The organism is Anaerobacillus sp. 63XJN7_4_ISO-PGPR-S23-413 (assembly GCF_056173725.1).
This window is the reverse complement of sequence record NZ_CM149688.1, coordinates 1134088-1160149: the sequence shown is the minus strand read 5'-3', so window position 1 is coordinate 1160149 and position 26062 is coordinate 1134088. Positions and strand designations below refer to the sequence as shown.

Annotated in this window: 30 protein-coding genes and 3 pseudogenes; 15 read left to right on the top strand and 18 right to left on the bottom strand. The window is 38.7% G+C overall.

The window, feature by feature from the left end; all coding sequences use genetic code 11:
• Positions 1-7: 7 nt before the first annotated feature.
• From AC0VYO_RS06360 to AC0VYO_RS06340, 5 genes and pseudogenes are all read right to left on the bottom strand, one after another.
• On the bottom strand, positions 8-871 hold the full coding sequence (locus AC0VYO_RS06360; RefSeq protein WP_475368660.1) for a hypothetical protein: 864 nt from the start codon (positions 869-871) through the stop codon (positions 8-10).
• A complete protein-coding gene (locus AC0VYO_RS06355; RefSeq protein WP_475368659.1) occupies positions 861-2651 on the bottom strand; it encodes a hypothetical protein in 1791 nt (596 codons plus the stop codon). Before AC0VYO_RS06355 ends, AC0VYO_RS06360 begins: the two co-directional genes overlap by 11 nt.
• A gap of 18 nt (positions 2652-2669) precedes the next feature.
• Positions 2670-2906, bottom strand: coding sequence for a hypothetical protein (locus tag AC0VYO_RS06350; RefSeq protein WP_475368658.1), 237 nt, complete (start codon positions 2904-2906; stop codon positions 2670-2672).
• An 813-nt stretch (positions 2907-3719) separates the two neighbouring features.
• Positions 3720-4475 (bottom strand): IS21-like element helper ATPase IstB, encoded by a 756-nt coding sequence (gene istB / locus AC0VYO_RS06345; RefSeq protein WP_206889188.1) that lies wholly within the window; start codon positions 4473-4475, stop codon positions 3720-3722.
• Positions 4472-4981: pseudogene (locus tag AC0VYO_RS06340) on the bottom strand (Mu transposase domain-containing protein); the annotation flags it as partial. The gene istB and the pseudogene AC0VYO_RS06340, both read right to left, overlap by 4 nt.
• 242 nt (positions 4982-5223) lie before the next feature.
• Here AC0VYO_RS06340 and AC0VYO_RS06335 point away from each other — a divergent pair.
• Positions 5224-5529: pseudogene (locus AC0VYO_RS06335) on the top strand (DDE-type integrase/transposase/recombinase); the annotation flags it as partial.
• Positions 5530-6461: 932 nt separating this feature from the next.
• Here AC0VYO_RS06335 and AC0VYO_RS06330 read toward each other — a convergent pair.
• The 9 genes from AC0VYO_RS06330 to AC0VYO_RS06290 all read right to left on the bottom strand — a co-directional run bounded on the left by AC0VYO_RS06330 (position 6462) and on the right by AC0VYO_RS06290 (position 14221).
• The gene (locus AC0VYO_RS06330) at positions 6462-8621 is read right to left on the bottom strand and encodes a hypothetical protein (protein WP_475368657.1); all 2160 of its coding nucleotides are present in this window, start codon (positions 8619-8621) and stop codon (positions 6462-6464) included.
• Between the two features lie 1359 nt (positions 8622-9980).
• Entirely contained in the window at positions 9981-10496 is a 516-nt protein-coding gene (locus tag AC0VYO_RS06325; RefSeq protein WP_475366917.1) for a CBO0543 family protein, read from the bottom strand.
• A 99-nt stretch (positions 10497-10595) separates the two neighbouring features.
• Complete coding sequence (locus AC0VYO_RS06320; protein WP_475366916.1) at positions 10596-11372, bottom strand: ABC transporter permease; 777 nt, start codon at positions 11370-11372, stop codon at positions 10596-10598.
• Positions 11369-12262, bottom strand: coding sequence for an ABC transporter ATP-binding protein (locus tag AC0VYO_RS06315; RefSeq protein ID WP_475366915.1), 894 nt, complete (start codon positions 12260-12262; stop codon positions 11369-11371). The genes AC0VYO_RS06320 and AC0VYO_RS06315 overlap by 4 nt, the downstream gene beginning before the upstream one ends.
• A 12-nt stretch (positions 12263-12274) precedes the next feature.
• The gene (locus AC0VYO_RS06310) at positions 12275-12475 is read right to left on the bottom strand and encodes a PLD nuclease N-terminal domain-containing protein (RefSeq protein WP_194220751.1); all 201 of its coding nucleotides are present in this window, start codon (positions 12473-12475) and stop codon (positions 12275-12277) included.
• A gap of 4 nt (positions 12476-12479) precedes the next feature.
• Positions 12480-12689 carry a transcriptional regulator gene (locus AC0VYO_RS06305; protein WP_159781743.1) on the bottom strand — a complete coding sequence of 70 codons (210 nt, stop codon included), beginning with the start codon at positions 12687-12689 and terminating at the stop codon, positions 12480-12482.
• The gene (locus AC0VYO_RS06300) at positions 12676-13008 is read right to left on the bottom strand and encodes a YxlC family protein (protein WP_475366914.1); all 333 of its coding nucleotides are present in this window, start codon (positions 13006-13008) and stop codon (positions 12676-12678) included. Before AC0VYO_RS06300 ends, AC0VYO_RS06305 begins: the two co-directional genes overlap by 14 nt.
• Positions 13005-13541 carry an RNA polymerase sigma factor SigY gene (gene sigY, locus AC0VYO_RS06295; protein WP_475366913.1) on the bottom strand — a complete coding sequence of 179 codons (537 nt, stop codon included), beginning with the start codon at positions 13539-13541 and terminating at the stop codon, positions 13005-13007. Before sigY ends, AC0VYO_RS06300 begins: the two co-directional genes overlap by 4 nt.
• Positions 13542-13699: 158 nt before the next feature.
• Positions 13700-14221 carry a DinB family protein gene (locus AC0VYO_RS06290; RefSeq protein WP_475366912.1) on the bottom strand — a complete coding sequence of 174 codons (522 nt, stop codon included), beginning with the start codon at positions 14219-14221 and terminating at the stop codon, positions 13700-13702.
• A gap of 143 nt (positions 14222-14364) precedes the next feature.
• Here AC0VYO_RS06290 and AC0VYO_RS06285 point away from each other — a divergent pair, with 143 nt between their 5' ends.
• The 3 genes from AC0VYO_RS06285 to AC0VYO_RS06275 all read left to right on the top strand — a co-directional run bounded on the left by AC0VYO_RS06285 (position 14365) and on the right by AC0VYO_RS06275 (position 15610).
• On the top strand, positions 14365-14709 hold the full coding sequence (locus AC0VYO_RS06285; RefSeq protein WP_475366911.1) for a hypothetical protein: 345 nt from the start codon (positions 14365-14367) through the stop codon (positions 14707-14709).
• 178 nt (positions 14710-14887) lie between these two features.
• A complete protein-coding gene (locus AC0VYO_RS06280; RefSeq protein WP_475366910.1) occupies positions 14888-15211 on the top strand; it encodes a hypothetical protein in 324 nt (107 codons plus the stop codon).
• A 246-nt stretch (positions 15212-15457) separates the two neighbouring features.
• Positions 15458-15610: a hypothetical protein gene (locus tag AC0VYO_RS06275; RefSeq protein WP_475366909.1), complete on the top strand. Its 153-nt coding sequence runs from the start codon at positions 15458-15460 to the stop codon at positions 15608-15610.
• A 94-nt stretch (positions 15611-15704) separates the two neighbouring features.
• Here AC0VYO_RS06275 and AC0VYO_RS06270 read toward each other — a convergent pair whose 3' ends face one another.
• On the bottom strand, positions 15705-15881 hold the full coding sequence (locus AC0VYO_RS06270) for a hypothetical protein (RefSeq protein ID WP_194220742.1): 177 nt from the start codon (positions 15879-15881) through the stop codon (positions 15705-15707).
• A 196-nt stretch (positions 15882-16077) separates the two neighbouring features.
• Here AC0VYO_RS06270 and AC0VYO_RS06265 point away from each other — a divergent pair, with 196 nt between their 5' ends.
• The 8 genes from AC0VYO_RS06265 (at position 16078) to AC0VYO_RS06230 (ending at position 19400) form a co-directional block, all read left to right on the top strand.
• The gene (locus AC0VYO_RS06265) at positions 16078-16437 is read left to right on the top strand and encodes a DUF1433 domain-containing protein (RefSeq protein ID WP_475368656.1); all 360 of its coding nucleotides are present in this window, start codon (positions 16078-16080) and stop codon (positions 16435-16437) included.
• A 224-nt stretch (positions 16438-16661) separates the two neighbouring features.
• Positions 16662-17006, top strand: coding sequence for a DUF1433 domain-containing protein (locus AC0VYO_RS06260; protein WP_475366907.1), 345 nt, complete (start codon positions 16662-16664; stop codon positions 17004-17006).
• 207 nt (positions 17007-17213) lie between these two features.
• Positions 17214-17552 carry a DUF1433 domain-containing protein gene (locus AC0VYO_RS06255; RefSeq protein WP_475366906.1) on the top strand — a complete coding sequence of 113 codons (339 nt, stop codon included), beginning with the start codon at positions 17214-17216 and terminating at the stop codon, positions 17550-17552.
• A gap of 35 nt (positions 17553-17587) precedes the next feature.
• Positions 17588-17932, top strand: a complete 345-nt coding sequence (locus tag AC0VYO_RS06250; protein WP_475368655.1) for a DUF1433 domain-containing protein — start codon at positions 17588-17590, stop codon at positions 17930-17932.
• 112 nt (positions 17933-18044) lie between these two features.
• Positions 18045-18317, top strand: coding sequence for a hypothetical protein (locus tag AC0VYO_RS06245; protein ID WP_475368654.1), 273 nt, complete (start codon positions 18045-18047; stop codon positions 18315-18317).
• A 48-nt stretch (positions 18318-18365) separates the two neighbouring features.
• Positions 18366-18542 carry a hypothetical protein gene (locus AC0VYO_RS06240; protein WP_475368653.1) on the top strand — a complete coding sequence of 59 codons (177 nt, stop codon included), beginning with the start codon at positions 18366-18368 and terminating at the stop codon, positions 18540-18542.
• Between the two features lie 189 nt (positions 18543-18731).
• Positions 18732-19055, top strand: a complete 324-nt coding sequence (locus AC0VYO_RS06235) for a hypothetical protein (RefSeq protein WP_475368652.1) — start codon at positions 18732-18734, stop codon at positions 19053-19055.
• 21 nt (positions 19056-19076) lie between these two features.
• Positions 19077-19400 (top strand): DUF1433 domain-containing protein, encoded by a 324-nt coding sequence (locus AC0VYO_RS06230; RefSeq protein ID WP_475368651.1) that lies wholly within the window; start codon positions 19077-19079, stop codon positions 19398-19400.
• 285 nt (positions 19401-19685) lie between these two features.
• Here the strand turns inward: AC0VYO_RS06230 and aspA are convergent, their stop codons facing one another.
• Complete coding sequence (gene aspA, locus AC0VYO_RS06225) at positions 19686-21116, bottom strand: aspartate ammonia-lyase (RefSeq protein WP_194220727.1); 1431 nt, start codon at positions 21114-21116, stop codon at positions 19686-19688.
• 339 nt (positions 21117-21455) lie between these two features.
• On the opposite strand from aspA, the pseudogene AC0VYO_RS06220 reads away from it, so the two are divergent.
• Positions 21456-21578, top strand: a pseudogene (locus tag AC0VYO_RS06220) (transcriptional regulator); the annotation flags it as partial.
• A gap of 131 nt (positions 21579-21709) precedes the next feature.
• On the opposite strand, the gene AC0VYO_RS06215 reads toward AC0VYO_RS06220, so the two are convergent.
• The gene (locus AC0VYO_RS06215) at positions 21710-22165 is read right to left on the bottom strand and encodes a GNAT family N-acetyltransferase (protein WP_430245070.1); all 456 of its coding nucleotides are present in this window, start codon (positions 22163-22165) and stop codon (positions 21710-21712) included.
• 342 nt (positions 22166-22507) lie between these two features.
• Between AC0VYO_RS06215 and AC0VYO_RS06210 the strand changes: the two genes are divergently transcribed.
• Positions 22508-22750 carry a hypothetical protein gene (locus AC0VYO_RS06210; protein ID WP_430245072.1) on the top strand — a complete coding sequence of 81 codons (243 nt, stop codon included), beginning with the start codon at positions 22508-22510 and terminating at the stop codon, positions 22748-22750.
• A 165-nt stretch (positions 22751-22915) separates the two neighbouring features.
• Here the strand turns inward: AC0VYO_RS06210 and AC0VYO_RS06205 are convergent, their stop codons facing one another.
• Positions 22916-24253 (bottom strand): YheC/YheD family endospore coat-associated protein, encoded by a 1338-nt coding sequence (locus AC0VYO_RS06205; protein ID WP_475366901.1) that lies wholly within the window; start codon positions 24251-24253, stop codon positions 22916-22918.
• Positions 24254-24445: 192 nt separating this feature from the next.
• On the opposite strand from AC0VYO_RS06205, the gene AC0VYO_RS06200 reads away from it, so the two are divergent.
• Positions 24446-25840: a Mur ligase family protein gene (locus AC0VYO_RS06200; RefSeq protein ID WP_475366900.1), complete on the top strand. Its 1395-nt coding sequence runs from the start codon at positions 24446-24448 to the stop codon at positions 25838-25840.
• Positions 25841-26062: the final 222 nt, after the last annotated feature.

The window sequence follows — 26062 nt, the reverse complement described above, 5'->3', positions numbered from 1 at the left end:
CCCCTACTTAATGATTTTCAGTATATTTTTCAATGGCCTTAATTGATTTAACCATAGGTTTGTTAACGAGTTTCACTGCTAGATTAACTGGATCTTCTAGACTGCCAACGTTTTCAATTTCAATGTTCATTTCTTCTAATCGTCTGCTTATAGATTTGTACCAAGAATAACTAGTTAACTCCTCAAGATCTCTCCCACATTCAAGGGCCTCTTTAATATAGCAAATAGCATAGACAAGTGCAGGTACGGCTATCATAGAATGGAAAATAGGTATTAAATTTGGATCTTTTATTAGTTGCTGGTATTTGGAATGAGTAACTGGAGATAATGAAACTATAATCTTTTCATGTTCTACATTTACTGACATATCTCCATCTTTATACGTGGGATCCTTATCCAGTTGGAAAATTGAGCTAATTTTTTCAAGTGGTTTTTTTTCTAAGTTAACCGTAATATCAGGGCCGATAGCAAGTATATCTCCTTTTTTGATATCAAAATATTCACCATCAAAATCATGATGAAAATAATCATTACTATATCTAGAAATATCCTGATTTGCGACTATGAAAAAGCATAAATCCGCACGATCATGCAGCTTTTTGGCCGGAATAGTAACTGTTAATGACGAATTTGACGTTTTCTCAGCTTGACGCACCCAAGTTTTTACACATTCTATATGGACCATATACTTTGCTTTCTCTTCTGCAATAAGTTTTCTAATTTCTGGATTATTCAAATTAAAATCCACAATAAAATCAAAGGATTTTTCACTAATTACTGGTTCAACGTTTGCGTCAAAAGTACTCTCTTTAAAATCATCTGAGAAGAAAGAGAGAACAGGATGAGGGAAATGCCTTGGTTTAATTTTCATGAACCGATACCTCCAATGAACAACGCATATTATTTTGCAAAGTGATTAATAGGGATTTAGGAATACCTTCCTCAAAATTCAAAGGACCAATCTTATCATTATTAAACGGCAATACTATTCCTGAATCCTGTTCTACAACATTATCGAAAGGCTCGTTGTAAGCTTTTGCATCTTCACCTACCACCTTAACTTGGATATAGCCAGTTCCTTTACTCTCTGGAAAAACAGAAACTTTATAAGTCCCGTTCTCTATAGTAGCCCTTGATCGAATCCTACTAATCTTTAAGGGAACTTTGACTTCAGGCTTAGGATTTTTGGCATTACCTTTTTTACCAGTAGTGCTTGGACTTTTCGAATTATTTTTCCTTTTCTTTCTCTTTCCCGGTGAATTAACAGAACCTATCAGCCTGTTTTTTCCTCTTCTTACTTTTAACTTCATATCTCTAGGTAGATCAGTATTTCCATCCGAATTTTGATCAGTTTCACCAAAAGGATTTCCTTCTTCTGTTAAATCGGGAAGGAAGTTAGTTAACCCTTGCAAGTCAACACTCTCTTGTTCATCTACTCGGCTTAATTCCTTCACTTTACTTCGTATTGCCTTATTTAATTCTTTTAATTTAGATTTAGCGAATTCAGTGTCTTCATGTATGCCAGCTTGCCAATCATCATGAGTAGGCGGTTCAGTTTGACGAAGAAGTTCATTTAGATCTTTTCCTCTAGCAATCATAACTCCTGAAAAATAAAACCCAGTAGGAAAACGATCTAGATGAAAAATTTTCATACCTGTTTCACGTACCATAGCAACTCTTCTACTATAGTTAGGAGCTTCGTGAATATATAACTCAAGATAACCTAGGTCTTCAAAAGGAAGAATAATAGGTTTGGTACTTAAAGAATTATAAAACTCATTCGTTAATAGATTCTTATCTTCATCTATATATTCTTCAATCAGTTGCTCAAGGTTATTCTTGTTCAAAATTTGCTTATCAACTTCGACTGTTAATTTCCCTTCATGAATCGCTACAAAAAAATTATCTAACACTGCCTTAATTACTTTATCTTTCCAATCAAAAGGAGTTTTAAGGCCAGCAATATGAACATCTGTACCATATTTATCACGAGTGAAAACAGGTTCAATTTTACTGTAATCAGTAACAGGAGAAAAATCTTTTTCACGAAAATACCCTGTTCCTCTGGTTTCTTGACCTTCTACTATATGAGAAGCGAGCTTGGAAACTCCTTGAAAACCCCGTTCTCCTTCAACATTAAATGTAGAATAATAAACAGTGTTAAGAAGAGAACAAGCAAATGGAGCATTTTTCCCTATACCATACGAACCTCCGGCACCAGCAGCTTTATTACTGTCACCACCTTTAGTAATTAAACGTTTCCACTCTTTTTTATTGTTATGTACTCCTCTCAAACCTGTTGTATGATAATCACTTATCTTAAGTAAATCAATTTTATCCGCACGTAAAACTTTTATACCATTTTCAAAAAACTTTTTATCTTTAATTGAGAGCTCTGTATCTCTGGAGCATAATTCAAAACTACTTTCAAGTGCATCTTTACCAGGTAGACTTGAAGAAGCTATGCGATAATGGTCAAATTTCACTAAAACCGGACCTTCAATATTTTTGTTTTTTGCATCTAGAGAATTTTGAATACTCTCACGCGCCAGGTGTTTAAAAGGATCTGCTCTGAAGAAATCTATACCATGTATATTTAAACCTTCTGATTGTCCACTACCAGCGTTTAAAGGAAAATCCCAAAAAGCCATAATAATATTACCTCCATCTTATTTACTTTTCTTTGTAAAAGTAAAAGTGTTTATGTCTTCTCTACTTTCTTCTTGAAATCTTTTCTTTAAATCTTTAAGTTCATTTTCCAATGTACTAACAATTTCATCTACATGAGCTTTTTGGTAATCATAGTTTCTACGATTAGATAAGTTACCTATAAGACGCATTTTCTTTATCACTTCAGTAACTCTATGCTCTGCTAGACGTTCAAATTTATCTTGTTTACTTTCCAATTCAATTTACCTCCTTGTACTTCAAACGTCTTTTAAAATAATATTATCTACTTATAATTTACTACATTATTAAAATGTAGTCAAATTAAATTGTTATAAATCATTATTTTCGAAAATATATCTAAAAAAATTAATATATATTATATATATAACTTTAATACAAATATTATTTACCTTATAAACTCTTTTCTCGATCAACTACCAAAAAATTCCAGATAGGTAATTTAAATAAGGTCATTTTTTCAAACCTTGTTTCATTTCTCGTTAATTCATAGTCTAAATTTGCATAGATCAAAATAAAAGCGGCAAACTTTAATTAAAGTTTGCCGCTTTTATTCTCATTCTCCAGTAAAAAATACTTTTTCTATGTAATTAAAATTATTTGATGAGGCGTTAGAAACCTTCCAGATCAAACGCGCCTCAAACTTTAAAGGTTCACCTTATGATAATACTGTCGCTAAAGCGTTAAGGATACTAAATTTGAATTTGTAGATCATGGTCTATCTTGAAAGGCAGGTACAACTGGATATTGAACTTCTTGATTACGTGCACTGGTACAACCACCACATCTGAATCCAAGGGAGTTTGGGCTATTTAAGTCCAATTGAATACAAGTCTAGGAACCTTAAAATAGCTGTCTAGTTTAGTGTTGACAATCCATGATATTACGAATTTAATGTACGGTGAGTATTGCGGAACGAAAAAGCCACTTGTGCGAAGTTTTGAGCCATCAATTGCGGAGAATGGAGCCAGTGAATGCATAGAAGAGAGCCACCGGGTAAATTTCACTAGTGACTCTCTTCTTTAATATGGTCAACGAGGAGCGACTAAACTATGCCTTTCACGCATTGATATGTGGCCATCAATTATTATTTTATAAGAGTCATGTACAATCCGGTCAAGAATCGCATCAGCTACCTGGGCTTGTCCGAGTTTGGAATGCCACCCTTCGGGTGAGAACTGGGAACAAAAGATGGTAGAAGTCCGCTTGAGCCTCGCGTCGATAATTTCTAAAACGTGGAGCACTTGATCTTGAGACAGCTCACTCAGGAGCCATTCATCCAATATCAATAAATCAATCGATCTGTACTTTTTAATCAGTTTGCGAAAACTTCCATCTGCCTCATGTTTGGCAACTGCGAGTTCATCCAATAATTCGGGCAATCGGATATATTTCACCTTGTAGAACTGCCGGCAGGCCTGAATGCCGAAAGCATTTGATATCCATGTCTTTCCATTGCCTGAAGCGCCCATAAGGATAATATTATGATGCTTCTGAAGATAGGTGCCGGACGCCAGCTCTAAAATTAACTGCTTATCCAACTTACGGTCAGCGTGATATTCGATCAGTTCAACGGCTGCGCTCGAGTCATCAAATGTGGCTTGTTTAATCAATCGGTCCAGCTTATTCGATCTTCTGCGATCATATTCTGTATCCACCAATAGGTTAAAACGATCATCAAAATCCATGCCTTGGAAGTCTTTATTTTCATTCTGTAGTTGATATAACTCCGCCATTCCACTCATCTTCATGTCCATTAACTTTCGTAAGGTTTCTTGGTTAATCATTTTTTATCCCTCCCAAAATAGGTAGCGCCTCTGGTAAAACCATAGTCCTCTGTTTGCGGTTCTCCAACTAGCTGTTTGTTCACTTGCTTTTTCTTCTGCCTCTCCAAGATACTTTTAAGAACGGCAACAGTGGGATGGGAGGATATCTCCAGTAAGGTCTTGGTCGCTTCCTCAAGCTCAGATTCCGTTCTTTTAGAGGCTGTACTTCTCAACCCGTTCAATATATTCAAAGCTTTCTTTTCGACATTTGTTTTCAAGATATGTTCAACTAGTCGTTCCGTATTCGGTCCGACAGTCCTTGCCCATTTCCGGTTGTTTTCTGGATTGTGATCGAGATAAAGCCGATGGTGGTCTGGCATGTGATCCGGATTTGTGGCATATGAATCTTCTGTTTTTTGTTTACGTGGATGGGATGCAATCCGCACATCTTTAAAGTACAATTCAATTACATCCGCAGTGATTCGGACATCGACATCCTCGCGGACGTATTCATAAGGGACGGAATAGAACTGATCGTCCTCTGGCTTATACCATCGAACTCCATCCCCAGAATCTTCCGATAATTAACCATAAAAAAATCCTCCTTCTACACAAGTGTCATGCTTTTTAAGCATGTTACTTAAGTATACCGGAGGTATTTATCGTGAAAATATGTTTTTGGCTCTATATTACGCATACGGTGGCTCAATCTTCCGCAATTGGTGGTTTAATTTTGCGCATAAGTGGCTCATTTATTATGCAATATTCATACGGTGAGAAAACGCTATACCTATCAATGATAATGGACTTGTACAATAACGAGGTTATTGCCTATAAGATAAGCGAAACACAGGAGGTTCGACTTGTACTTGATACACTTGAAGCTGCTTGTAGAGGAAGAGAGACTCATGGCGTCGTTTTACATAGTGATCAAGGCTCTCAGTATACGTCTTATGCTTTTCAAGCATTAGCTATAGAAAAAGGCATTAACACAAGCATGTCCCGAAAGGGAAATTGCTTTGATAATGCCGTCATCGAATCCTTCCACTCCTCGCTAAAGTCGGAAGAATTCAACACCCAAGTAAAGAAAAAACGAAGCAGAATTTGTTGAAGGTAATAGATTATATCAGCAAAAAAACTAATTACAATATTCAGAGACTAGAAAAAGTCTATGGTGAAAGACTTACTAAAACTATAGATTCGGAAAATAATCTTGTAGGAAACCTCCAAGTTTTTGAAAATCAATTATTAGAAATTAAAAAAGATATGATCAGTTTTGAAGGCTTTGAAGAGGTTACATGAGAGAATTATGAAGCCTTAGAAGAATATATAAAAGAAATGGATTACCGATTACAAGTAATCTCAGAAATCGTTGAAAAATATTTGCCTATAACGAAGTTTCTGTATTATAAATTCAGAATTGTTGTACCATTTTCAAACAAATTGCTTTATTCATTTTGTATGAAAGAATGTTGAAGGACTGACCTTTTATTTGCATGGTCAGTCCTTCTCTTCATTTGGAATTAGTTATATATGGACCTTCTAAAAGTCTCTTCACTAACTTCTCCAGGTTAAGTTCACCGTATACCTCGACTGTATGATTTCCCACTTTATTTTTATATAGAAGTAGCATAATAAACTTTTACATTACATGGCATATCTTCGGGAGTGCCGGTTCGCCCCCGGCCACCGGTATCGTAATTAACGGTTTGACTTAATAGTCAGACCGTTTTTTATTTGTCCTTACAAACGATTTTAAGTGAAAATCGTGTGTAAAAGAGAAATATCAATGAAAAAAGAGACGGTGAAATCAACTCACTAAGCAAGAGTTAAGCAGGGGTATGGACATCAAGAAGCCTTTGAATTTTGAAGAGGCTTTGGAGTTATTCCTAAAGGATTGTTCCATTCATAACCTTAGGGAACACAATACTCCAAGCACAAAGTAAAATTAGATATAGGTATTAATTATTTAAAAAGAAAAGAGAACCCATTAGACCCTCTTTATCGTTAATCTAATATATTTGTTAGAGTCTTTTTTCCCTTTTCAGTTAATTCATAATATGGCCTATTCCTATTTTCCTCATCTTCTTTTCTAATTAATAACTCAGCTTCAATTAGGTCCTTAGCTGTTTTTGAAACCAATTGATAAGATATATCTAACTCACTTCCAATTTCAAGCGGATAGGCTTTAATATCAGTTTTCATATTAGAATACATTTCAATAACCTGTAATATATCCAATTCCTCTTTATAAAACTGAGCTTTATCTAAATTTTCCTTTACCAATTCAATGATGCTTTCATCATAGTCTACTTCGCATGTTTTCTGAAAACAAGTTCGACACATCATATCAAATTGTTCAATTGTAGGTAACTCACTTATATCATATTGAGCCCCACATTCAATGTTTTTACAAACAATTTTTTTATTACTTGAAAGTGTATCTATTATTGTTTCACTCAACTCAAACCTTCTTTGTTGGTAGTACTTAGAATACTTTGAATTTCGCTCTGGTCTTCCATATAAAATCTTTTTGAATTGGCATAGGCCATAATCAAAAGCATAAATAAAAACGTCTATATTAGCCTTCTTACCTTTAGTAGATTTCGGAGCAATCGTACTAACCTTATGTACTAGCCCATTAAATTCTAAAGACTTTAAAAAAGGTGTTAGTTCTGGTTTTATTTGAAAATGACTTGTATGAGCATACTCTAATTCATTAAAATGTTGATTATTAGTCTTTGGTAGCTCTACCTTCAATTGCAATGCTTTATCACATATAGCTTCAATTAAATTATGTTGAGTAAATATGTCCAATTTCTCTTTATAAGCACCACGACTCATATGTTCTTTATCAAAATAGGTCTTTGTTATTTTCTTATATACCATCTCGACAGCATCAAGAATGTCTGACCTAGTGATTTTCTTATCATATGAGACAACATTATCATAACAATGACTTAGTACATGGCCCAATGTCCTTGGTATATTCATGGATGTTTCAAATAATAACAGAAAATATTCTTCCAAGGTTTGTTCTTTAGTATCAAAAAATAAATCAGGTGATGTTTTACAGAAATAACTTATTCTATTTTCTAATAGTCTTTCAATAAAATCGCTAGATTTTCTTTCAAGTTCAACAATATTCTGCCCGTATAATTCAAAGGCATCAATTTGTATCGAATCATACTTACCAGCTTCAAATTCACCATAAGTTATTCTTCCAGGATAAGCTGCTATTTTTAAGACAATATCCTCTCTTGCAGAATTGTATATAGGGTTTAATAATGTTTGATAGAAGAGTTCCATATCTCCTTCAGTAAGTTCAGAAAAATCATCAATAAAGATAAATAGCTTGTTCCTGCCTGTTATCTGCAATAACTTTTTCATATTAGTAATAATATCTCCAATGTTGAATAGCCTTGCAAAAATATTAAGCGATTCATTTTCTAAACCTTTTGCCTGTTCTTTCTTATACCCTACCTTTGAGTATATTTTACCTAACGCTTCCTTTATACCATTTGCGTTAGCATTACCCGTTATTCCCGCTTCTGCTGTACTAGCTCTATTAGTTGATTGAGTTTCTCTAGTTTGTCTTGAGACCGTACTATTGATATTAAGGATATCTGGATTATCAATCTTATCCTTTATACTTTTTATCAAGGCATCTATTCGATTATCTCTAAATCTATTTGTAAGTCTTTCAAAAAGTCTTTGTTCTTCTCTCTTTAATTCAACTACTATACTATCAAAGAGGTCGTTTAAAAACTTCTTAATTAATAATAGTCTCTCTAGTTGTTCAGAGTCCAACACACCTTCTAAATCGGGTACATTAAGGCTACTGTTTTGAAACTTCATATCGTCTACTACCGATTTTGCGTTGACATATGCTGAAAGATTCTTTCTTTGTGAGATAATATCATATTGTGCCCTAGCAAATAGTGTTGATTTTCCTGTCCCCTTCCTACCTAACAATATAAATGTTTCATCAGATAATAATTTTCTTATTATACCATTGTTAGGCAATAGGTCTACATACAAATCTTTAACGACATTTTGCTTATTTATAGACTCTTCGCCATTTAGTTTCTTAGGTGTAATTCTTTTATATAACCTTAGTGTTTCATATACTTTAATAAATCCATCTCTTTGCTCTTGTGTGTACATATTAGCCCCCCATACAACCAATTTATATACTACAATTCTATTTTATTTTTCATTTTTTTTCAATTTTTTCCTTTAATTTAAATGGGTTTAATAAAAATGGTTAGTAACAGGAATTCTATATCCTTTAATATTTCAATCTATTTTACATATTACTTGTCCACAACTTTATTTTTTATTGCTCCTATACAGGAAAAATATTTACTCAACTCCCAATGAAACGTTGTTATATCTGAAGTTTCAAAGAAAAATTACTTTATTGTCATTTTGCATATAAGACATCTTTAAGGTGAAGGATATTAAATTTTATTTGCCTTCAGATAAAGTTCTACTCAAAATCACTCAAGTGATTAAACTTCATTCAAACACCTTCATATTTTGCAATGGTAGCAATGCCCTTGTTTCATTTGGCATTTTTTATACTAATAAACTATCATATCAACGAGCTGCTCTAAATCAAGAAGTTTTACATTCATCTGATCCCTTTTTGCTCACTTTAATCATTCCTCCCTCTTAGATGGAACAGCGTATACCATATTGAAATAAAGTAATCACAAACTAAAATAAGCCTTAATCAATTGATATAGATGTAATCATGGCAAGAGTCTTCTTTATTTATAGTGTAATAGGTGTAGGAAACAGAAATTTGCGAATAAATCCTTTTCATTTACAGGAATTTTGAACTACACTTATTATGGATTTATTGTATTAATTTATTATTTTTTTAATAGAGTAGTAGAAATTTTTGTAGGGTGGAAAAGTGTTGGACAAGGTTAGAGGGTTAGCTAAAAGAATAGGTATAAAAAATGGAGGAAGCGTTAGAGCCGATCCAAGGAAGAGGGTCGGTCGTCATCGGGCCACTGCCTACTTTATCAAGAAGAAATCGAAAACAAAGATAAGAGCTAGAGGCAACCGTATAGTGTTCTAAAAACCATAGATCGATCGGTGAATTAAAAACACCTCATCGATCTAAGATTATTTTTGTTTTTTCATGTTTGGAATTTTGGAATGGATGGGACCGTTCTTGGTGAATCATTCTCACTAGCTCCTCTGTAAGCAATCTAGGAAGACAACTTTTAGAACATAACATCCAAAACCTCTTTCGCTCTCCCATCCACAGTAAAATTACTTAATACTCTCTGGTTAAATTACGAACAAAATGAGATCAATCAAAACGAAACAGGACATCGAACCTTTCTCGACATCCCGCAAAAGGTTAATTCCTCTTCATTCTTCATCCTTATTCACTTTCTTCCTGCGCAAATAAATCCACATGGCACCATACGCTATCATCGCCAATATCAAAAAGACGGGTACTGATAGAACATCACGAATCATCATAATGACTGCTCCACTCCTTTATTATTTTAGACTGTCCAATGGGACGGGGAAGAATAAATAGAAAAGGATGGCGAGAGGAATGGAGATGATGAGTGCTTTCACCGGACTTCGATAATGAATATAAATCATCAAGAACAGGATGATATTTAAGGGAATGTTTAACCACCCGTTCCAACCGTTATCATAGACGTACAATCCTTTATAGGCGAAGATCGTCTCAAGCACTGTGTAGAATCCAGCCCATATAGCGATGTAACTGAATTGATTGATCCTTTTCTTCGGAAAGCGTTGCAGGTAGATGATGAGACCGACGGGACAGATAAAGAAAGTGAAGGCCATGTTAATGATCGAATGATTGATCCATTCGGCTGTAACCCCTCTGAACGCCCACAGTGTGTGATTGAAATAGAGGAAATTATATGTAAGATTCACCACTATGAAAAAGAGAATGGTAGCATACTGCTTCCTCCACTGTGACCAGTCGATAAATTTATAAGCAAAAAAGATCCAAACGACCATCACGAATAATAAATACATAAAACCCACCTCAATCGTATTAAGTCGTTTCATTATTGACGCCGCTTGGATCTTTTATACGTTAGTCGTAGGGAATTCGCGGGTGCCTGTCACCCGCTATTAATAATGCCTATACTTCTTCAGCACCGTAACACCTGCAATAAACAATAAGAGCGATAAGGTCGTCGTGCTACCGATGACGACCCATGTTGATTGGGTCCATTGTTGCTCGACTAAAACCTTCATCGCTTCTCCTCGTATATTTCCTGGACTCCATTCCATGAATTTCGGAAGTAGTGACGTTAGCAGACTGAGCAGCGAGAGGAAGAGAATGCTAACGCCGGCTATTCCGCCATTGTGCTGGAGGATTGTTCCGACAAAAATGGTAACAGAGACGACAAAGAGAACCCAAAAGGAGTAAATGACGAGGCTACTCATCATTAGCTTCCAGTCTACTGAAGTAAATAATAAATTCGTATAATACCATGTGAGACAGTAGCTTAATAGAAGTGATAAGAGCAAGAGAGCAAGCTGGGCCACAGTCTTACTGCCTAAGTATTGCCACTCGTTAACGGGTCTCACCATAACGAGCGTAATGGAACCGTTTTGTCGTTCCTGAGCGATCACATTCATGGTTGCGAGAACGAACAGCAGGGTACCGATCGTGCCATATTGAGAGAGGGCGCCGCTCAATACTTCTTCACCCGTAGGGATCGGGATCGTGATACTAGCTCCTTCTGGTAGATTACCGGCCATATCAAGAATTTGTGGCATATAATAACTTGTCAGAGGTTGCGAGATGCCGATGATCATCAGTACGACCGGAAGCCAGATCCATTTGCCATTCCGCATTAGCTCGAGAATTTCTTTGTGTAATAGCGTTAGAAACCGGTTCATTGTCTCACAACCTTCATATAAGCATCTTCTAATGAATCATGCATCATTTCAAAGTGAGTTACTGCTCTATTCCGGTTAATGAGCTCCTGTAACAGCTCATTTGGGTGAACATGCGCAGGAAGTCTCACCTTTACGGTTTTAAGATCAATATATTCATAAGCTTCGATAATCTCAAGCTGTTCGATGATGCCGTTCATCGGTTCTTCGGTTTGTACTTTAATTGGCAATAAATCAAATTCTTTACGCAATGAAGGTAATGACCCTTTCCACTTTAAACAGCCATCTTGCAGAATAAGAACTTCATCACAAATTTGCTCTGCATCGTGCAAGATATGAGTCGAAAATAGAATCGTCATGTTCTGTTTCAGTACTTCGATCAGTTGTAAAAAGTCTCGTCTTCCTTTTGGGTCGAGCGCAGAAACCGGTTCGTCTAGAATGAGAAGCTTCGGTTTGTGAAGCAAGGCCTGCGCTAATCCGAGGCGCTGTTTCATTCCCCCAGAAAAGCCACCGATTTTTTTAAACGTGGCCTCTTCTAAGCTAACGAACGCTAGCACCTCCTCTACGCGATCATGAAGCTCTACCTTTGGTATCGATGATAGCTTACCGGCGAAAGCAAGAAATTCTTTGGCTGTCATCCAATTAAAAAAGGACGGATGCTGAGGCAAGAAGCCAATCAATGGCCGGTAGTCTTTATTCTGATATCCGTTAAATTGAATGGATCCTGAGTCAGGTGTGAGCATTCGAGCTAACATTTGCAGCGTCGTTGTTTTACCCGCTCCATTAGGACCTAATAGAGCCATGCAGCTTCCCTCCTGAATGGTGAAGGAGAGATTCGAGACAGCTTTTTTACCTTTAAACTGTTTCGATAGATTGTCGATGTTAACAAGCATGATTTTCACCACCTAACTGTTTTTACGTCCGATCACAAAGTAAAGGATTGCCCCAAAGAGATTCACAAAGAGAATAAGAAGGATCCACATCCATTTCGGTCCGTTTGTTTCTTTCTGTTTGATACAACTAACAAGCGCTGAAATGGTTAAGATCGCCTGCAAGATCAACAATGGCGCCACTAACGCCCAATTTATGTCGTTCAAGATGTCCATTTTTTCACCTCTTCCCCTTTAACCTTCGTTTATATGGCCATACGACGAACAGCAAGTAAAATAAGGTCGGCATCGGTAATTGAATCAATCCCCAGATCCCCCATAGCCACGGGTAACTCCCTTTTTTCTTTGCATCTACAAAGAGAAGCATGCTTTGCGTGAGTAACAAGAGAATAAGAATCGGAACAAAGACGTAGAGCTCAAGATTTGTCATAATCAAACATTCCTTTCTTATTCACTTTCTTATAAGTGAAATAGACAGCAAAAGGAGCAATCAGAGTTGCAACGATCTGGAAGTATAGAAAGAAAAGTGGAGCTTCAAAAAGACTTACGATAACCACGGTCAAAATCACGACTGCTGTTAACAAGAAGAGCGCACTTTCAATGTAAAACGCTTTTTTCTTTTTTTGTTGAAACAGTACTAGTTGTTTCTCCATATCAAGATGAGAAAGTGATTCTTTTCCAAGATCATCTATATGCTGCCAATCCTGCTTGAGGTGTTGAACGATCTTTTCTTCTTCCTTGTCATTCACGGCGTATCCAACTCCTTTCGTAACTTCCGTAAACCTGTGTGCACCCTGGATTTCACTGTTCCTGAGCGTATCCCGAGCATTTTCCCAATTTCATCATACGAGTAGCCATAATAATGCCGTAACAAGATCGGAACTCTGAGCGTGGAGTCTAACGTATTAAAATCTGTGAAAAGGTCGCTCCAATTCATCCCCTTTGTACTCGAGTCCCACGCTAACTTTCGCGATAAGGTACGCTTCTCTTCATCCACCCATTTCTTTTCTCGTTTTTCTTTCCGAAGCATGTCAATGTACAGCCTAGAAGCGATCGAAATCATCCACGTCGAGAACTTCCCTTCTCCTTTATAAGAAGAAAGTTTGACGTAACACTTCATCATGGTTTCCTGAGCAAGATCCACGCTGTTCTCTTCATTTAAGGTTAGCTTTAAAAGATACTTATAGAGGAAAGCATAATAGCACTGAAAAAGCTGAGTGAACGCATCATCGTTTCCAGCTTGTGCCTGCTGAATTAATTGAATCTCCTCCTCGCGTTCCATACAACCCTCTCCTTTACCTGCACCTATATGACGCTGACCTCATAGAGATCGTTCATTTGAATTAAATTTATTTAGCTTGATCAATACTCTTTCCACAAATGATACATAAAAAGCTAACCTCCGTCTTTCAGAAGTTAGCTTTTCCTCTCTTTCTTTATTCAACACTTTAAAACCCCTAAATACTCTTCCCATGGCCCAACATCTTTTCTATACCTCTCTGACATCACTCTTACGATTTGGGAAACATGAGTGAAATCGTGTACGACCCATGTAGCTAGCAATTCATTTAGCTTTACTTCACCAAATGCGGGGTGAATGCCCGTTAATTCAAGCTGAGCTTCGGAGTCCACAATCTGCTTTAACCGCGATAAGCTATTGAAGCGAGCTTCTTTAAATTCATCTAGTTTCTTTTCGATGGGGGTTTCAGTGGTATTTGTAAGATGAGCGTACCGGTCAAACGGCGGAAAAGTATTCTGCCCACCGTTTAGTATCGTTTCTACCCTTGGAATCCAGTTCGTTCTCTCACTCTCGATCAAGTGATCGATCACTTCAGAGACAGTCCACGTTCCATCTCCTTCATTCGTCGTTAACCAACTGTTTGATAATCCAGTGAGTAAACCTTCCAAAGACCGTGGCGTTCGTTCAAGTATTTCTATCGCTTCAGCCAGATTAAAATTCATGTGATAATCCCCCTTCTTTTCTTACTTTTTAGTTCGCGAGTGCCTGTCACTATCCGGTTTAAGTCAAATTTGATAAGGTTCTATTTTTACTCTATTTGGTATAATAAATTCATGTTCAATTTAGCTACAAAGGATTGATGAAAATGAAACGAATTCATTTCTTTCTACTCCTATCACTAGTAGTGCTAGGAGGCTGTGTGAACTCTAACAGCGAAAACTACAGCGAAGAAACAATCGTAAAGGCGAAAGCCAGCGTAGAAAGTTACATTATAAATAATTATCAAAAAGTCGAAAGCGTAGAGTTCCAAGAGTCTCCTTCTGCACCGATGGGTAGACTTGTTCTTGAAGGCACCGTTAATAAAAAAGCGACATTTAATATCGGAGTGAATGATGATTTTACAGTCGGAAGCATTGGCATGGGGGAAGGCTTTCCAGAGCCTAAAGAAGAATGTAAAGAGCAATCTTGTGACTATGAAATAAGTAAGTAATAAAGATAGTGCTCTCTCAGCTTGTTGCCACAGATTTTGTCTGTGCAAGCAGGTTTTCTTTTTGCAGTATGTGGGCTACTTTCTTCCCTTTTATACTGTTTAGACTAAACGAGAAAATGCATAAAGCTAGCCGATTGAAATTTATACATAAAATGATTCATCTCGAGGTGATGCTCAAATGAAATTCATCCGTATTTACACCATTGTATCGCTCATTTTATTAGTTGGTTGTAGTACGAAAGAATACAGCGAAACAACAGTGAGAGAAGCACAAGCAAACGTGACGAGTTACATAGAAAACAATTACGCTAACATCGAAACCCTTACAGTAACCGAGCCCTATGAAGCAGAAATGGGGATTATGACCGTGGATGGTAAAGCAAACGGTGAAGCTTTTTCTGTAAGCCTGGACACTGATCTGATGGTAGCTGGGGTAGCGATTCAAAGTGAACAGTTTCCTGAAAAGAAAGAAGAATGTTTGGAGAGATTATGTGACGATTAATTGTTTCTCACATTCAATGCGCTTGCTCCATATTCGCGCTAAAGGTTAGGAGATGGTTCTATTTCTACATTAAAAACGTTTCCCCTTGTCGTTCTTCTCCTGTTAGCTGCTTGTAGCTTCCATACGCAGAGCGAGGATTATGACGACGAAACACAGGAAAAAGCAAAGGCTTCTATTGAGAAATTTATCACGAATAATTATGAAGAGATTGAATCCGTTGAGGTCACTAAAGTTTATCAAAGCGAAATGGGTGGACTAAATGTAGATGGAACGGTCAATGGTGGTGAAGCTAGGTTCTCAGCTGGAATCGATAATGATTTTACTGTTGGAAGTTTAGGATTAGGGGAAGGGTTTCCAGAGATGAAAGAAGCTTGTAAAGAACAGATTTATGGTTCGTAAATAAGACACCTCATAACCATACGCAACTCGAGTTGTGTATGGTTATGATTCGTTTAGCTGTGAAAAATGATCTTACCTGGTTATGGATGTACGATTATTTCGTTTTTTCTTTTGCAGGATACAGTTTGTTCAATACGGTAGCAACTGTCATGGTTGTTAAACCTAGTGCAAGACCCTTTATAATGACATGATCAGGCAAAAATACATACTCAATACTCATTAATACCATTACAATCAACCATGTAATATGGAACCTTTTACCAAAAGACATGTATACCCCCTTCAAATCTCCTATTCTCACACCATCCAAATATTGTAACTTTCTATTTTAACTACCACTTACCCTCATATACGAAACATGCTTTTCAATCGTAATGAAACTAGCAAATTAACGCTCTCTTCATCCTCTACCTTTATTTGGTATAATTAGATTCAGCGTTTTTCATCACTACCAATCTATTAACAACGTGAATCAAAACGAGGTGGTTCCCTTTTATAAACGATTATTTTTATTCTTCACCCTCTCCATTCTATTAGGGGCTTGCGGTTTTTTCTCACAGGGAAACGACTATGATAAGGAAACAATCGATAAGGCAAAGAAATCGGTTGAACGTTTTATTGCTCATAACTATGAAGATATCGGATCCGTTGAGATAACCAGTTCCTATGAAAGTGAAATGGGTGGTTTAACGATTGAGGGAACGATTAATGACGGGGAGGCTGAATTTACAGCTGGGGTTCGAAGTGATTTTTCAATTGGGCATTTAGCTCCAGGAGAGGATTTCCCTGATATGAAAGAAGCGTGTAAAGAGCAGATTTGTGAGTGACCGAACCTTTAATCATGTACAAATCAGCTCGCATCAATTTTCACCAATGGGAACTGTGTTCATTAGTGGTCAAGTTAATGACGATAAACACTTCACCTTAAATTTAAATTAGGAAGATGATTACAATGTCGTTGGTTTCTCTCATGATGCGTTTTTTCTAGAATTAAAAGACGAATGTAAAAAGAAAGTTTGTTAGAAACTTGTAAAGAAAGGATAGATTCGTTTTGAATAGAAGGCCCCTTCTATTTGTTGTATGCCTTATCCTGCTCTTCGGCTGTAGCCAGAACTCATCAAGAGCGTACGATGATGAAACGATCTCAAAAGCAAGAGCTACAGCTGAAAGCTACTTAATTCACAATTATAGAGATATTGATCAGATCGAGTTTGATAAGGACACAACTAGTCCGATGGGCGGCATGATGATCTCTGGCATTGTAAATGGGAATGACAAAGCAACCTTTTCGATCGATGTCGAAGTCGAAAATGACTTTTCAGTTGGAAGCATCGGAAAAGGAGAAGAATTCCCTGACCGTAAGCAGGAATGTATCGAAAAAACGTGTGATTACTAACTGAACATGGTGGCCTCGTTATTAATCCCCCCTCTTATACCGAGTGTCGCCCTCTTTTTTGGCTAAAATCCAATTATATTGGCCATTCTGCTATTTTATTGGCCAAACTCGCGATATATTGGCCAAATTCTCATTTTATTGGCTAACTAGAATGATTCTAACAGTGGTAGGGCAACTTCTAACCTCCGTTCACGAAAGGTGATCATCATGCAATGGAAAGTACCAATTTTTATCATGCTCGCCCTTTTCCTTAGCGGGTGTAGTCTGTTCTCTACTGGTAGTAATGAGTATTCGGAAGAATTCATTTTACAAGCAGAGAAAGAAGCGGAACATTTTTTAAGAGCAAATTATGATAACGTTGATGAGGTCACTTTTAGTGACGATCATAGTAGCCCTATGGGTGGGCTTGTGATTCGAGGAAAAGTAAATGGTGAGGATGTGTTCTCAATGGATATGGACAACTCGTTAAAGGTGATCGCGATCAGCGAAGGAACGGGTTTCCCTGTAGAGAAACCAGCGTGTAAGGAGAAAGTTTGTGATGACTAAGTTGTCATTATATTCTTTAACAGGGAGGTGTTTTTTTGAAACGTACTATTGGCATCTTCCTTTTAATCTTTTTATTAGGATGTAATGCCATATCTTCATCAGAAACGGTTGATAAACAAACGATTGAAAAAGCAAGAGAGAGCGTAGAAAGCTATTTCCGTCATAATTATGAGGACGTAGAAATAATGACGTTCAGCGAGGATACGAGTGATCCGATGGAAGGTTTAATGATAAACGGAACGGTCAATGGGGAGGCCACATTTAATATTGGGGTAAATGAAGATTACACGGTCGGAGGGATCGGGAAGGGCGAGGGATTTCCCGAGCGGAAAGAAGCGTGCCTGGAGCACTCGTGTGACTATGGACAGCTGGAAGAATAGGTTAATATCTAGTCTCAAATGATAGATTGTATCTTTCTAAGGAAGTGATTTTATGAAATGGCCCCTTTCTCTTTTGGCATTAACATTTCTTTTACTTACGGGATGTAGTCTGATGCAAAGAGAGGAATATGACGAGGAAACGATCAAAGAAGCGAAAGCGAGCGCGACAAGCTATATAGAAAATAATTATGAGAGCATTGAACAGATCACGCTGAAGGATCCCTATCAGGGAGAGATGGGAAGTTTTAAGCTTGAGGGTAAAGCAAATGGAGAGGCTTTTTCAGTGATGTTAAATAATGATTTGACGATTTCAGTTATGTCGATCCAGAGTGAGAATTTTCCCGAGAAGAAAGAAGCGTGTCTGGAGAACATTTGTGACTATTAACGTGACGAAAAAAGCGCGTCTTCTCTTTCCTGATCGCGAGGTGATTTTTTGTTAAAACGACTTTTTATGGTGCTTCTTATTTTAATTGTTCTCGGTGGGTGTAGTTGGGGATCTTCCCAAGAAACGTATGATGAAGAAACCATCGCTAAAGCGGAGGCTTCCACACAAAATTACATCAAGAGCAACTTTAAAGAGACCCAATCCGTTACAATCACAACCGTCTAACAAAATGAAATGGGCGGCATGACGGTAGAGGGATCAGTGAATAACGGTGAGGACACTTTTTTTGCGGGAATTGAAAATGATTTTTCGGTTGGGAGTATTGGGATAAGCGAGACATTTCCGGATCGAAAAGAGGACTGTATGGAGCGCACATGTACATATGAACACTGACTCGATAGGAGGGGAAATGGAATGAAGTCCTATAGAGGTGCTTTTCTCGCTTTGGTGATCCTTCTTAGCGGATGCCAGGCAGAAACGTATGATGAGGAGACCATCCAGAAAGCAACCGAAGTAACGGAAAGCTATATGGTGAACAACTTTTTAATAGAAGAAATGACATTAGACGCCCCCTATCAAACAGAAATGGGCGGCATGGCGATTGATGGTACGGTGAATCAGGGGGAGGATTTCACCATCAACCTCGAAGACGATTTTACAGTCGCCGGGTTAGCCATTCGAAGCAAAAATTTCCCACCTCGGAAAAAAGGGTGTGAAGAAAGAGTTTGTGAATACTAAATATGGATCTGAGGTGACTCTGTGAAAAAACGAATCATTTTTCTTGGCACACTCCTTCTCCTTGTAGCAGGTTGTAGTGACGATTATGATGATGGAACAAAAACAAAAGCTAAAAAATCTGTTGAAAGCTTCCTTATGAACAATTACGAGGATATCAAGTCAGTTGAATTCACTAATGTTTATCAAAGTGAAATGGGCGGATTGAACGTGGATGGTACGATAAATGGCGGAGAAGCTGAGTTTTCCGCTGGGATCGAAAACGATTTTTCAGTAGGAAGTATCGGGTTAGGTGAAGGGTTTCCCGAAATTAAGAAGGCGTGCCTGGTTGAAACGTGCGATTACTGAGCAAGAATACCCTCGTGATAGGAGAGAACCGCTCTTTATTGACTAAAATCCGATTATATTGGCCAATCCCCATTTTTTTAGCAAAAACCAAAATATATTGGCCAAAACCCCATTTTATTAGCCAACTAGAATCATTCTAACCACCGCCCCCCAACCTAACTACCTTCCCACCCACAAGCTCTCGACATCCCGCCCTCCATCACCACTACAAAAAAGCCGCACCTCGCGCGAGCGCAAAGTACGACTTTTCCCTATTCTCGATCTATCTTTCAAACACCGTTCGGCTTACTCTCGATCAAACAACGACACACCAGCGATTCCTGGATGGGTCATTTCGTACGGATCTAAGATTAAGTTTAGTTCTTCTTCTGTGAGCACATCGTACTTCAAGCAAAGCTCTCGGATCGAGGCGCCGCTTAGGATTGCTTCTCTGGCGATTCGTGCGGCTACTTCATAGCCGATGTGCGGGTTTACGGCGGTTAGGACGCCGACGCTTTTTTCGACGTACTCATTGAGTCGGTCTTCGTTTGCTTCGATGCCTTTAAGGCAGTTGTCTGTGAACGTGCGGAACGTGTTCTTCATGATGCTGAGTGATTGAAGCAAATTGAAGACGAGCACGGGTTCCATGACGTTTAATTCGAGCTGCCCTGCTTCTGAAGCGAGGCAGATCGTGTTGTCGTTTCCGATTACCTGGAAAGCGACCTGGTTAATAACTTCGGGTAAGACGGGATTCACTTTACCAGGCATAATCGAAGATCCGGGCTGTCTTGCTGGCAAGCTGATTTCGCCTAATCCCGCTCGTGGTCCGGATGCCATTAGCCTTAGGTCATTTGCGATTTTTGACATGTTCATCATACACACTTTTAACACGCCAGAAACTTCGGTGTAGGCGTCGGTATTTTGCGTGGCGTCGACCATATCTTCCGCTCCTACGAGTGGTAAACCGCTAATTTCCGCTAGTTCTTTGACGACGAACTCAATATAGCGCGGATCGGCATTCAGTCCCGTTCCTACTGCCGTTGCGCCCATGTTCAATTCATACAAATGCTGACGAGATTGTTTGATCCGTTTCATATCGCGCGCAATCACGCGACTGTAAGCTTGAAACTCCTGACCAAGTCGAATCGGCACGGCATCCTGAAGATGGGTGCGTCCCATTTTAATAATGTGGTTAAACTCTTCTGCTTTTTGTTCGAAAGCAGCATGCATGTCTTCCATTGTGCTTAGCAACTGCTCCATCATATTTAAGACGGATAGATGAATCGCTGTTGGAAACGAGTCGTTTGTTGACTGTGACATATTCACATGGGTGTTCGGGCTACAAGCAATATAGTTCCCTTTTTCTTCGCCTAACAATTCAATCGCGCGGTTCGCGATAACCTCGTTTACGTTCATGTTAATGGAAGTACCAGCGCCTCCCTGGATCGGGTCGACGATGATGTGATCATGCATCTTTCCTTCCATCAATTCATCCGCTGCTTCAACGATTGCGTTTCCGATTCCAGCATACAGATGCTTCACTTCCATGTTGGCGAGCGCCGCCGCTTTCTTCACCATGGCGAACCCTTTGATCAATTCTTCATGGATGCGATAGCCCGTGATCGGAAAGTTCTCCACGGCGCGTAGCGTTTGAATGCCATAATAAGCATCAATCGGAACTTCCTTTTCTCCCAAGAAATCGGATTCGGTTCTTGTGTTGGTCATAGTTGTCGGCATGATGATTCTCCTTCTTCTGCTTCGTCTTCTAATCTATCGAACTGTCGTGTTAAAATTCCGGCAAAAGGTGGTTTCACAAACTGCACCAATTTCTCTACAGATATGCCTGAAATTTACCCATTCTCTGCTTCTAGCGAGGGAATGGTCCCCCCTAGTATCTATTCATAAGTTACATTTCCATCACTTGAAATAGTTCGTGTAACGCATATCAACATTCCCCATTATAATTACTTCATGAAATAGTTCAAGGCTTTTGTACTTAATAGGCGTACCTTTTTATAGAAGCTTTTATTTGGTTAAGCTAATCTATGTAAAAAGTTTCTATAGCTCGCGTTTTATATGAGGCTAAAACATTTAACGGAACTACGGAATTGGTCCATACAAGCAACGGCCGACCACCTTAGCCTAGCTAACTACGCTGGTTATGAATCAGGATACCGCATTCCATCGGTTCTATCGCTCAAATCGAAGAGACAATCCCTCTCCCCATTTTCCGAAACACAACGAATGGCCCCATTCAATAATGCTTGAATGGGGCCAAACAGTGAGAGGCGATTATGTACTGATAGACCATAGTTTTTTTAATACCAGTATTAAAGCTTCTGCTTTACGGGAAGCCTCATTTCAACCTGATCTGCGGACTGGTTTGTCTTCACAAACCCTACCTTTTCATACACGCGCATGGCCGGTTTGTTTGCGGCAGCCACTTCTAACTGGATAAAATCGTTCACGCCTTCATATTGCTCTAAACCGAAAGCAATGCCCTGTTTAACGAAATCGGGACCTATTCCCTTTCCAATTAAATCAGGAGCTAAAGCAAGTCCGATCTCCAATCCTCCATCGACGATCGTAAACTCAAATAAACCTGAAACAGTCCCTTCATGCATAGCGACAAATCCATCGCAGCCCCCAGGACCTGTGAAAACACCATTTTTCTCACCAGATATAAAGTAAGGGGTCATATAAAGGTCAGCAAACTTTCCCTCATAGTGCCAATCATCAATCTCCTGTGCAGATTCGAATGAGATTGGAACAAAATGAAATTTCATAACGTCTCTCCTCCGGTAAACGGCTGTTTATTGGCCGAAATACCAATATATTGGCTAATTTATCATTTTATTGGCTAAAAACGAAATATATTGGCTAAAATCACTTTTTATTAGCTAACTAGAATCATTCTAACATTCACTAATACTAATCTCGCTAAATGCTCTTCCTCTAGGATCTAAAACCTCATTCCGTCCGATTTCAACCGTTATTTCGCCGCCTATTACGTGCCATTTTCACCCATCTAAAAAAGGTCTCTGTTACTTAAAATAACATAAAAATGGCTTAATCATCATTTAATCCGGGTAACAATAGGAGTAGTGATTACTAAAGGAGGTTAAAACATGGAAGCTCGTGAGCGAGTACAAGAATGGATTTATTCAACATTTGATATAGAGGATATTACACTTCAACATGATGATTCGCTACCTTATGGGCAGCGTGTTTTCTCGGAAAGTGATGATGATTATGCGATCGTCTTCTTTGATGAATCATCCGATCAAGTGATGTGTTCGTTTAAAGAGATGAAGCCGCTTTGTTTCCGCGTCGATCCGATAGTTGAATTTGCTGAAAGGTTCAATCAATGAAGCGTCTGAAGAATGTCATTAGAGTAATATAGCTATCCTTTTCTTATGTGCTAATCTCGATTAGCTTTTTGTAAGAAGATTTAAAAGGATAGCTAGCTTATTTCTAATTATTCACCTATAAAACCCACACCAACTGAAGTTTTCTCTACATAAATTATCCCCCACCTAAAACCCACCCAAATACCGTGCATATCTCATATTCTGATACCGGCTCGTATAGAACGCCAGTCGATCCTTCGCCATCATCGCAATATACGGATCGGGATTTTGATGATTGATTTCAATGATTGAGATCTGACAGTTGTCGTCTAATCCGATATCAACGCCGATATTGGCTAGATGGTAGCCCTGTTCTTCGATTTTCTGAATCGAGTTTAACACGACGCGTTTCATTTCTTCTTCTACCCTTTGAATTTCTTTGTCCTGTAGCTTCCAGACGTTTTTTAACGTTGCCCTCGCTATTTCGGTATGACCGCCGGCCGTAATGTTGCTGACGATTTGCCCTTTTGCGCCATAGCGTGAATAGATCCCGATTGTTTCCCACATTCCTTTATGATTCTTTGAAGTCATCACGCGAAAATCGATAACTCTTTGTTCATATGTTTTGAGTGGGATCGTTTGCTGAATAAGAAAGCTATTTGTCTCAAGATGCTTCCGGAAAAAGACATCGCTCTCCTCTTTACTCTCGAAACGTTCTTCGCGTCTTCTTCGGTTCTCATCGTATTTCACGATAATGTGATGTTTCTCCTTCTTCACATTCAATATGCTTTTCCCTAATCGGCCGTTTAATGGCTTGATATAGATGCTATCATGTCTACGCAGCATGTCGCGGACGCTCTGCACATCCTCGTACAGCACGGTTTCCGGCAGATATTCTTTAAATTCAGGACGCAACATTTGATACATTTCCCATTTTGAGAAATGGGGATAGTTAAACACTCTTCCTCCTAAACGAAGTTCAAAATCGGTCATGCACTCGTGAAACTTCTCCCAGGAGGACGTTAAGCTTGGCTCGGCAATGGACATCACGACGGCAGGATAAGGGAGCTTTATAACTTCCCAGACTTTTTTCACGGGATGATAAAGAAAGCCGTTGATCATTCGCTTTTCTTTCTGAATCCCTTCGATAGAGAAGACTATCACCGCGCCGCCGATCGCGCGGTAGCCTTTGACGAAGCTTTTGTATGTGGATACTAGTTCGACTAGCTTTTTGTTTGTTAATTCGCAAAGAATCCCAATAAATGGACCGATAATGATCGTGTCACCTTGCACGATAACATCATAATGACACGATAATGGGAGGTCGAGCTCTTCAATTACATTCGTTGAGAGATGGAGTTCATCTTCTTTCGCATAATCTGAATGATATACAGTGACGTTCCAGTATTTGATGCCAAATTGAATACGATAAGTCTTTTCCGATTGTACCTCGCGACTAATGTGAGTTTTGTTCGATACAATCAACCGATCATTTTTCTGAAGGTACGGTTTGACGCCTAACATCCTACTCCCTCCGCTCCATTGCATAAAACATATCATTCTCTTCCGACTGACTACGAAGGTAGTATATGCATTTGGAAGTAAATAGGAATGTGCTCCTAAAAGATTGGTAGAATGACAGGAGAGATATGCCCGTACACCTCCCCCTTGTCTGGAATAAGATAGGAGTAAGTCTAAAGCGAAAGTGTGGTTAATATGAAGCATCTTCCACTGCCACGGCTCCTTCCTGTTCTAGAAGGAACGGTTCTATCTGGAAGCACCGCAAAAACAGTGAAAAACGCCGCAAAATATGGAGAGCACCTTATTACAGATCAGTCGTTAGTTTTTATGCTTAAACGAAAGTCGTCCATGCCTTTACCAGATAAAGCGAAAAATATCATGGTTGTCACCTCTAACCCGAAAGCTCTTAAAAATGTGAAAGAAGACGTAACGGTCATTTATGTAGAAGACGTTAGAAAAGCGTATTATCGCTTTATTTCGTTTTACAGAGGCTTATTTCAGCTACCTGTCATTGGGGTGACAGGCACCTGCGGTAAAACAACGACGAAGGAAATGATCACGTGGATTTTGAAGGAAAGAGATCGCGTTGTTAGTACGAAGTTAAGTCATAATGGACTGGCGAGAAACCTCGATTATTTACTAGAAATTGATGATGCAACAGACAGTGCTGTGTTTGAGATGGGAGTCTCTGGGTCTAATCAGCTTCTTTATTCCGCTCATTATTTCCGGCCACAGATCGGTATTATCACAGCCATTGGTACGGATCACATCGAGGGATTTCTAAGTCAGGATGCGTATATCGCGGAAAAAGCGAAGATGTTAAAAGCCGTTGGAAAGAACGGGACGATTCTATTAAATCGGGACGATGAAACGATTCGAAACCTTGATCTAAGCGAGTTTACCGGTAAGGTTCTTTACTATGGACAGGATTCATCAGCTCATTTCCGAGCACACAGCATTCGGTTCAATCTTCAGAAGAACGGCATGGATTTTATCCTTGTTTGTCGTGAAGGTGAATTTTCTTGTTTTGTACCAGGATACGGTACGCATAACGTCTTCAATGCGCTCGCAGCGATCGCCGCTTCCTCCCTCGTTGGCGTAAAGATTCCAGATGCCATTCGTCGCTTGAAGTCCTTTCACCATGTCAAAAGTCATTTGCAATTCTATGAAGGAAAAAAGGGCAGCCTGCTTATTGATGACACGTGGAATACAAATCCAACTTCTATCGAAGCGGCATTGGAAGTTCTTATTGAAACCGCTCAGGGAAGAAAAACAGTTGCCGTCCTCGGTGAAATGGAAGAGCTCGGTCACTACGCCGAGCAGGAGCATCGCAAAGTCGGTGCGCTTGTCGCGAAGAAAGACGTGGATGTGCTAATCGCCGTCGGGAAAAACGCCTATCCGATTTGTAGCGAAGCCGCTAAGTTAGGCATGAATCCGTCAGCCATTCATAACGTGACAACGCAATCGCAGCTGCTCACGCTCTTAGATCAGTTCGCCTCCCCTCAAACGTCGATTCTTTTAAAAACATCGATGCGAAGATCGTTTAGCGATACGCTACAATCACTTGTAGTGAAATCGAAAAGAAATTAACAAGCATAATGAGTTCCGTTCTCTATCGTAAAACCGTATTTTTCAACTGAAAACGTAAAGCAATATGTACTGAAATTCCACTATGATTGGTTTTGATACAAGGCTATGCAAAAAAACAAGCCTCATCTCAATTGCTCTATAATTGAGATAAGGCTTTTGTTTAGTTGATCTTTGCTTCATTCTAGTTGGCGGTAAATTCTATCTATTCTTCATTTACGTCAA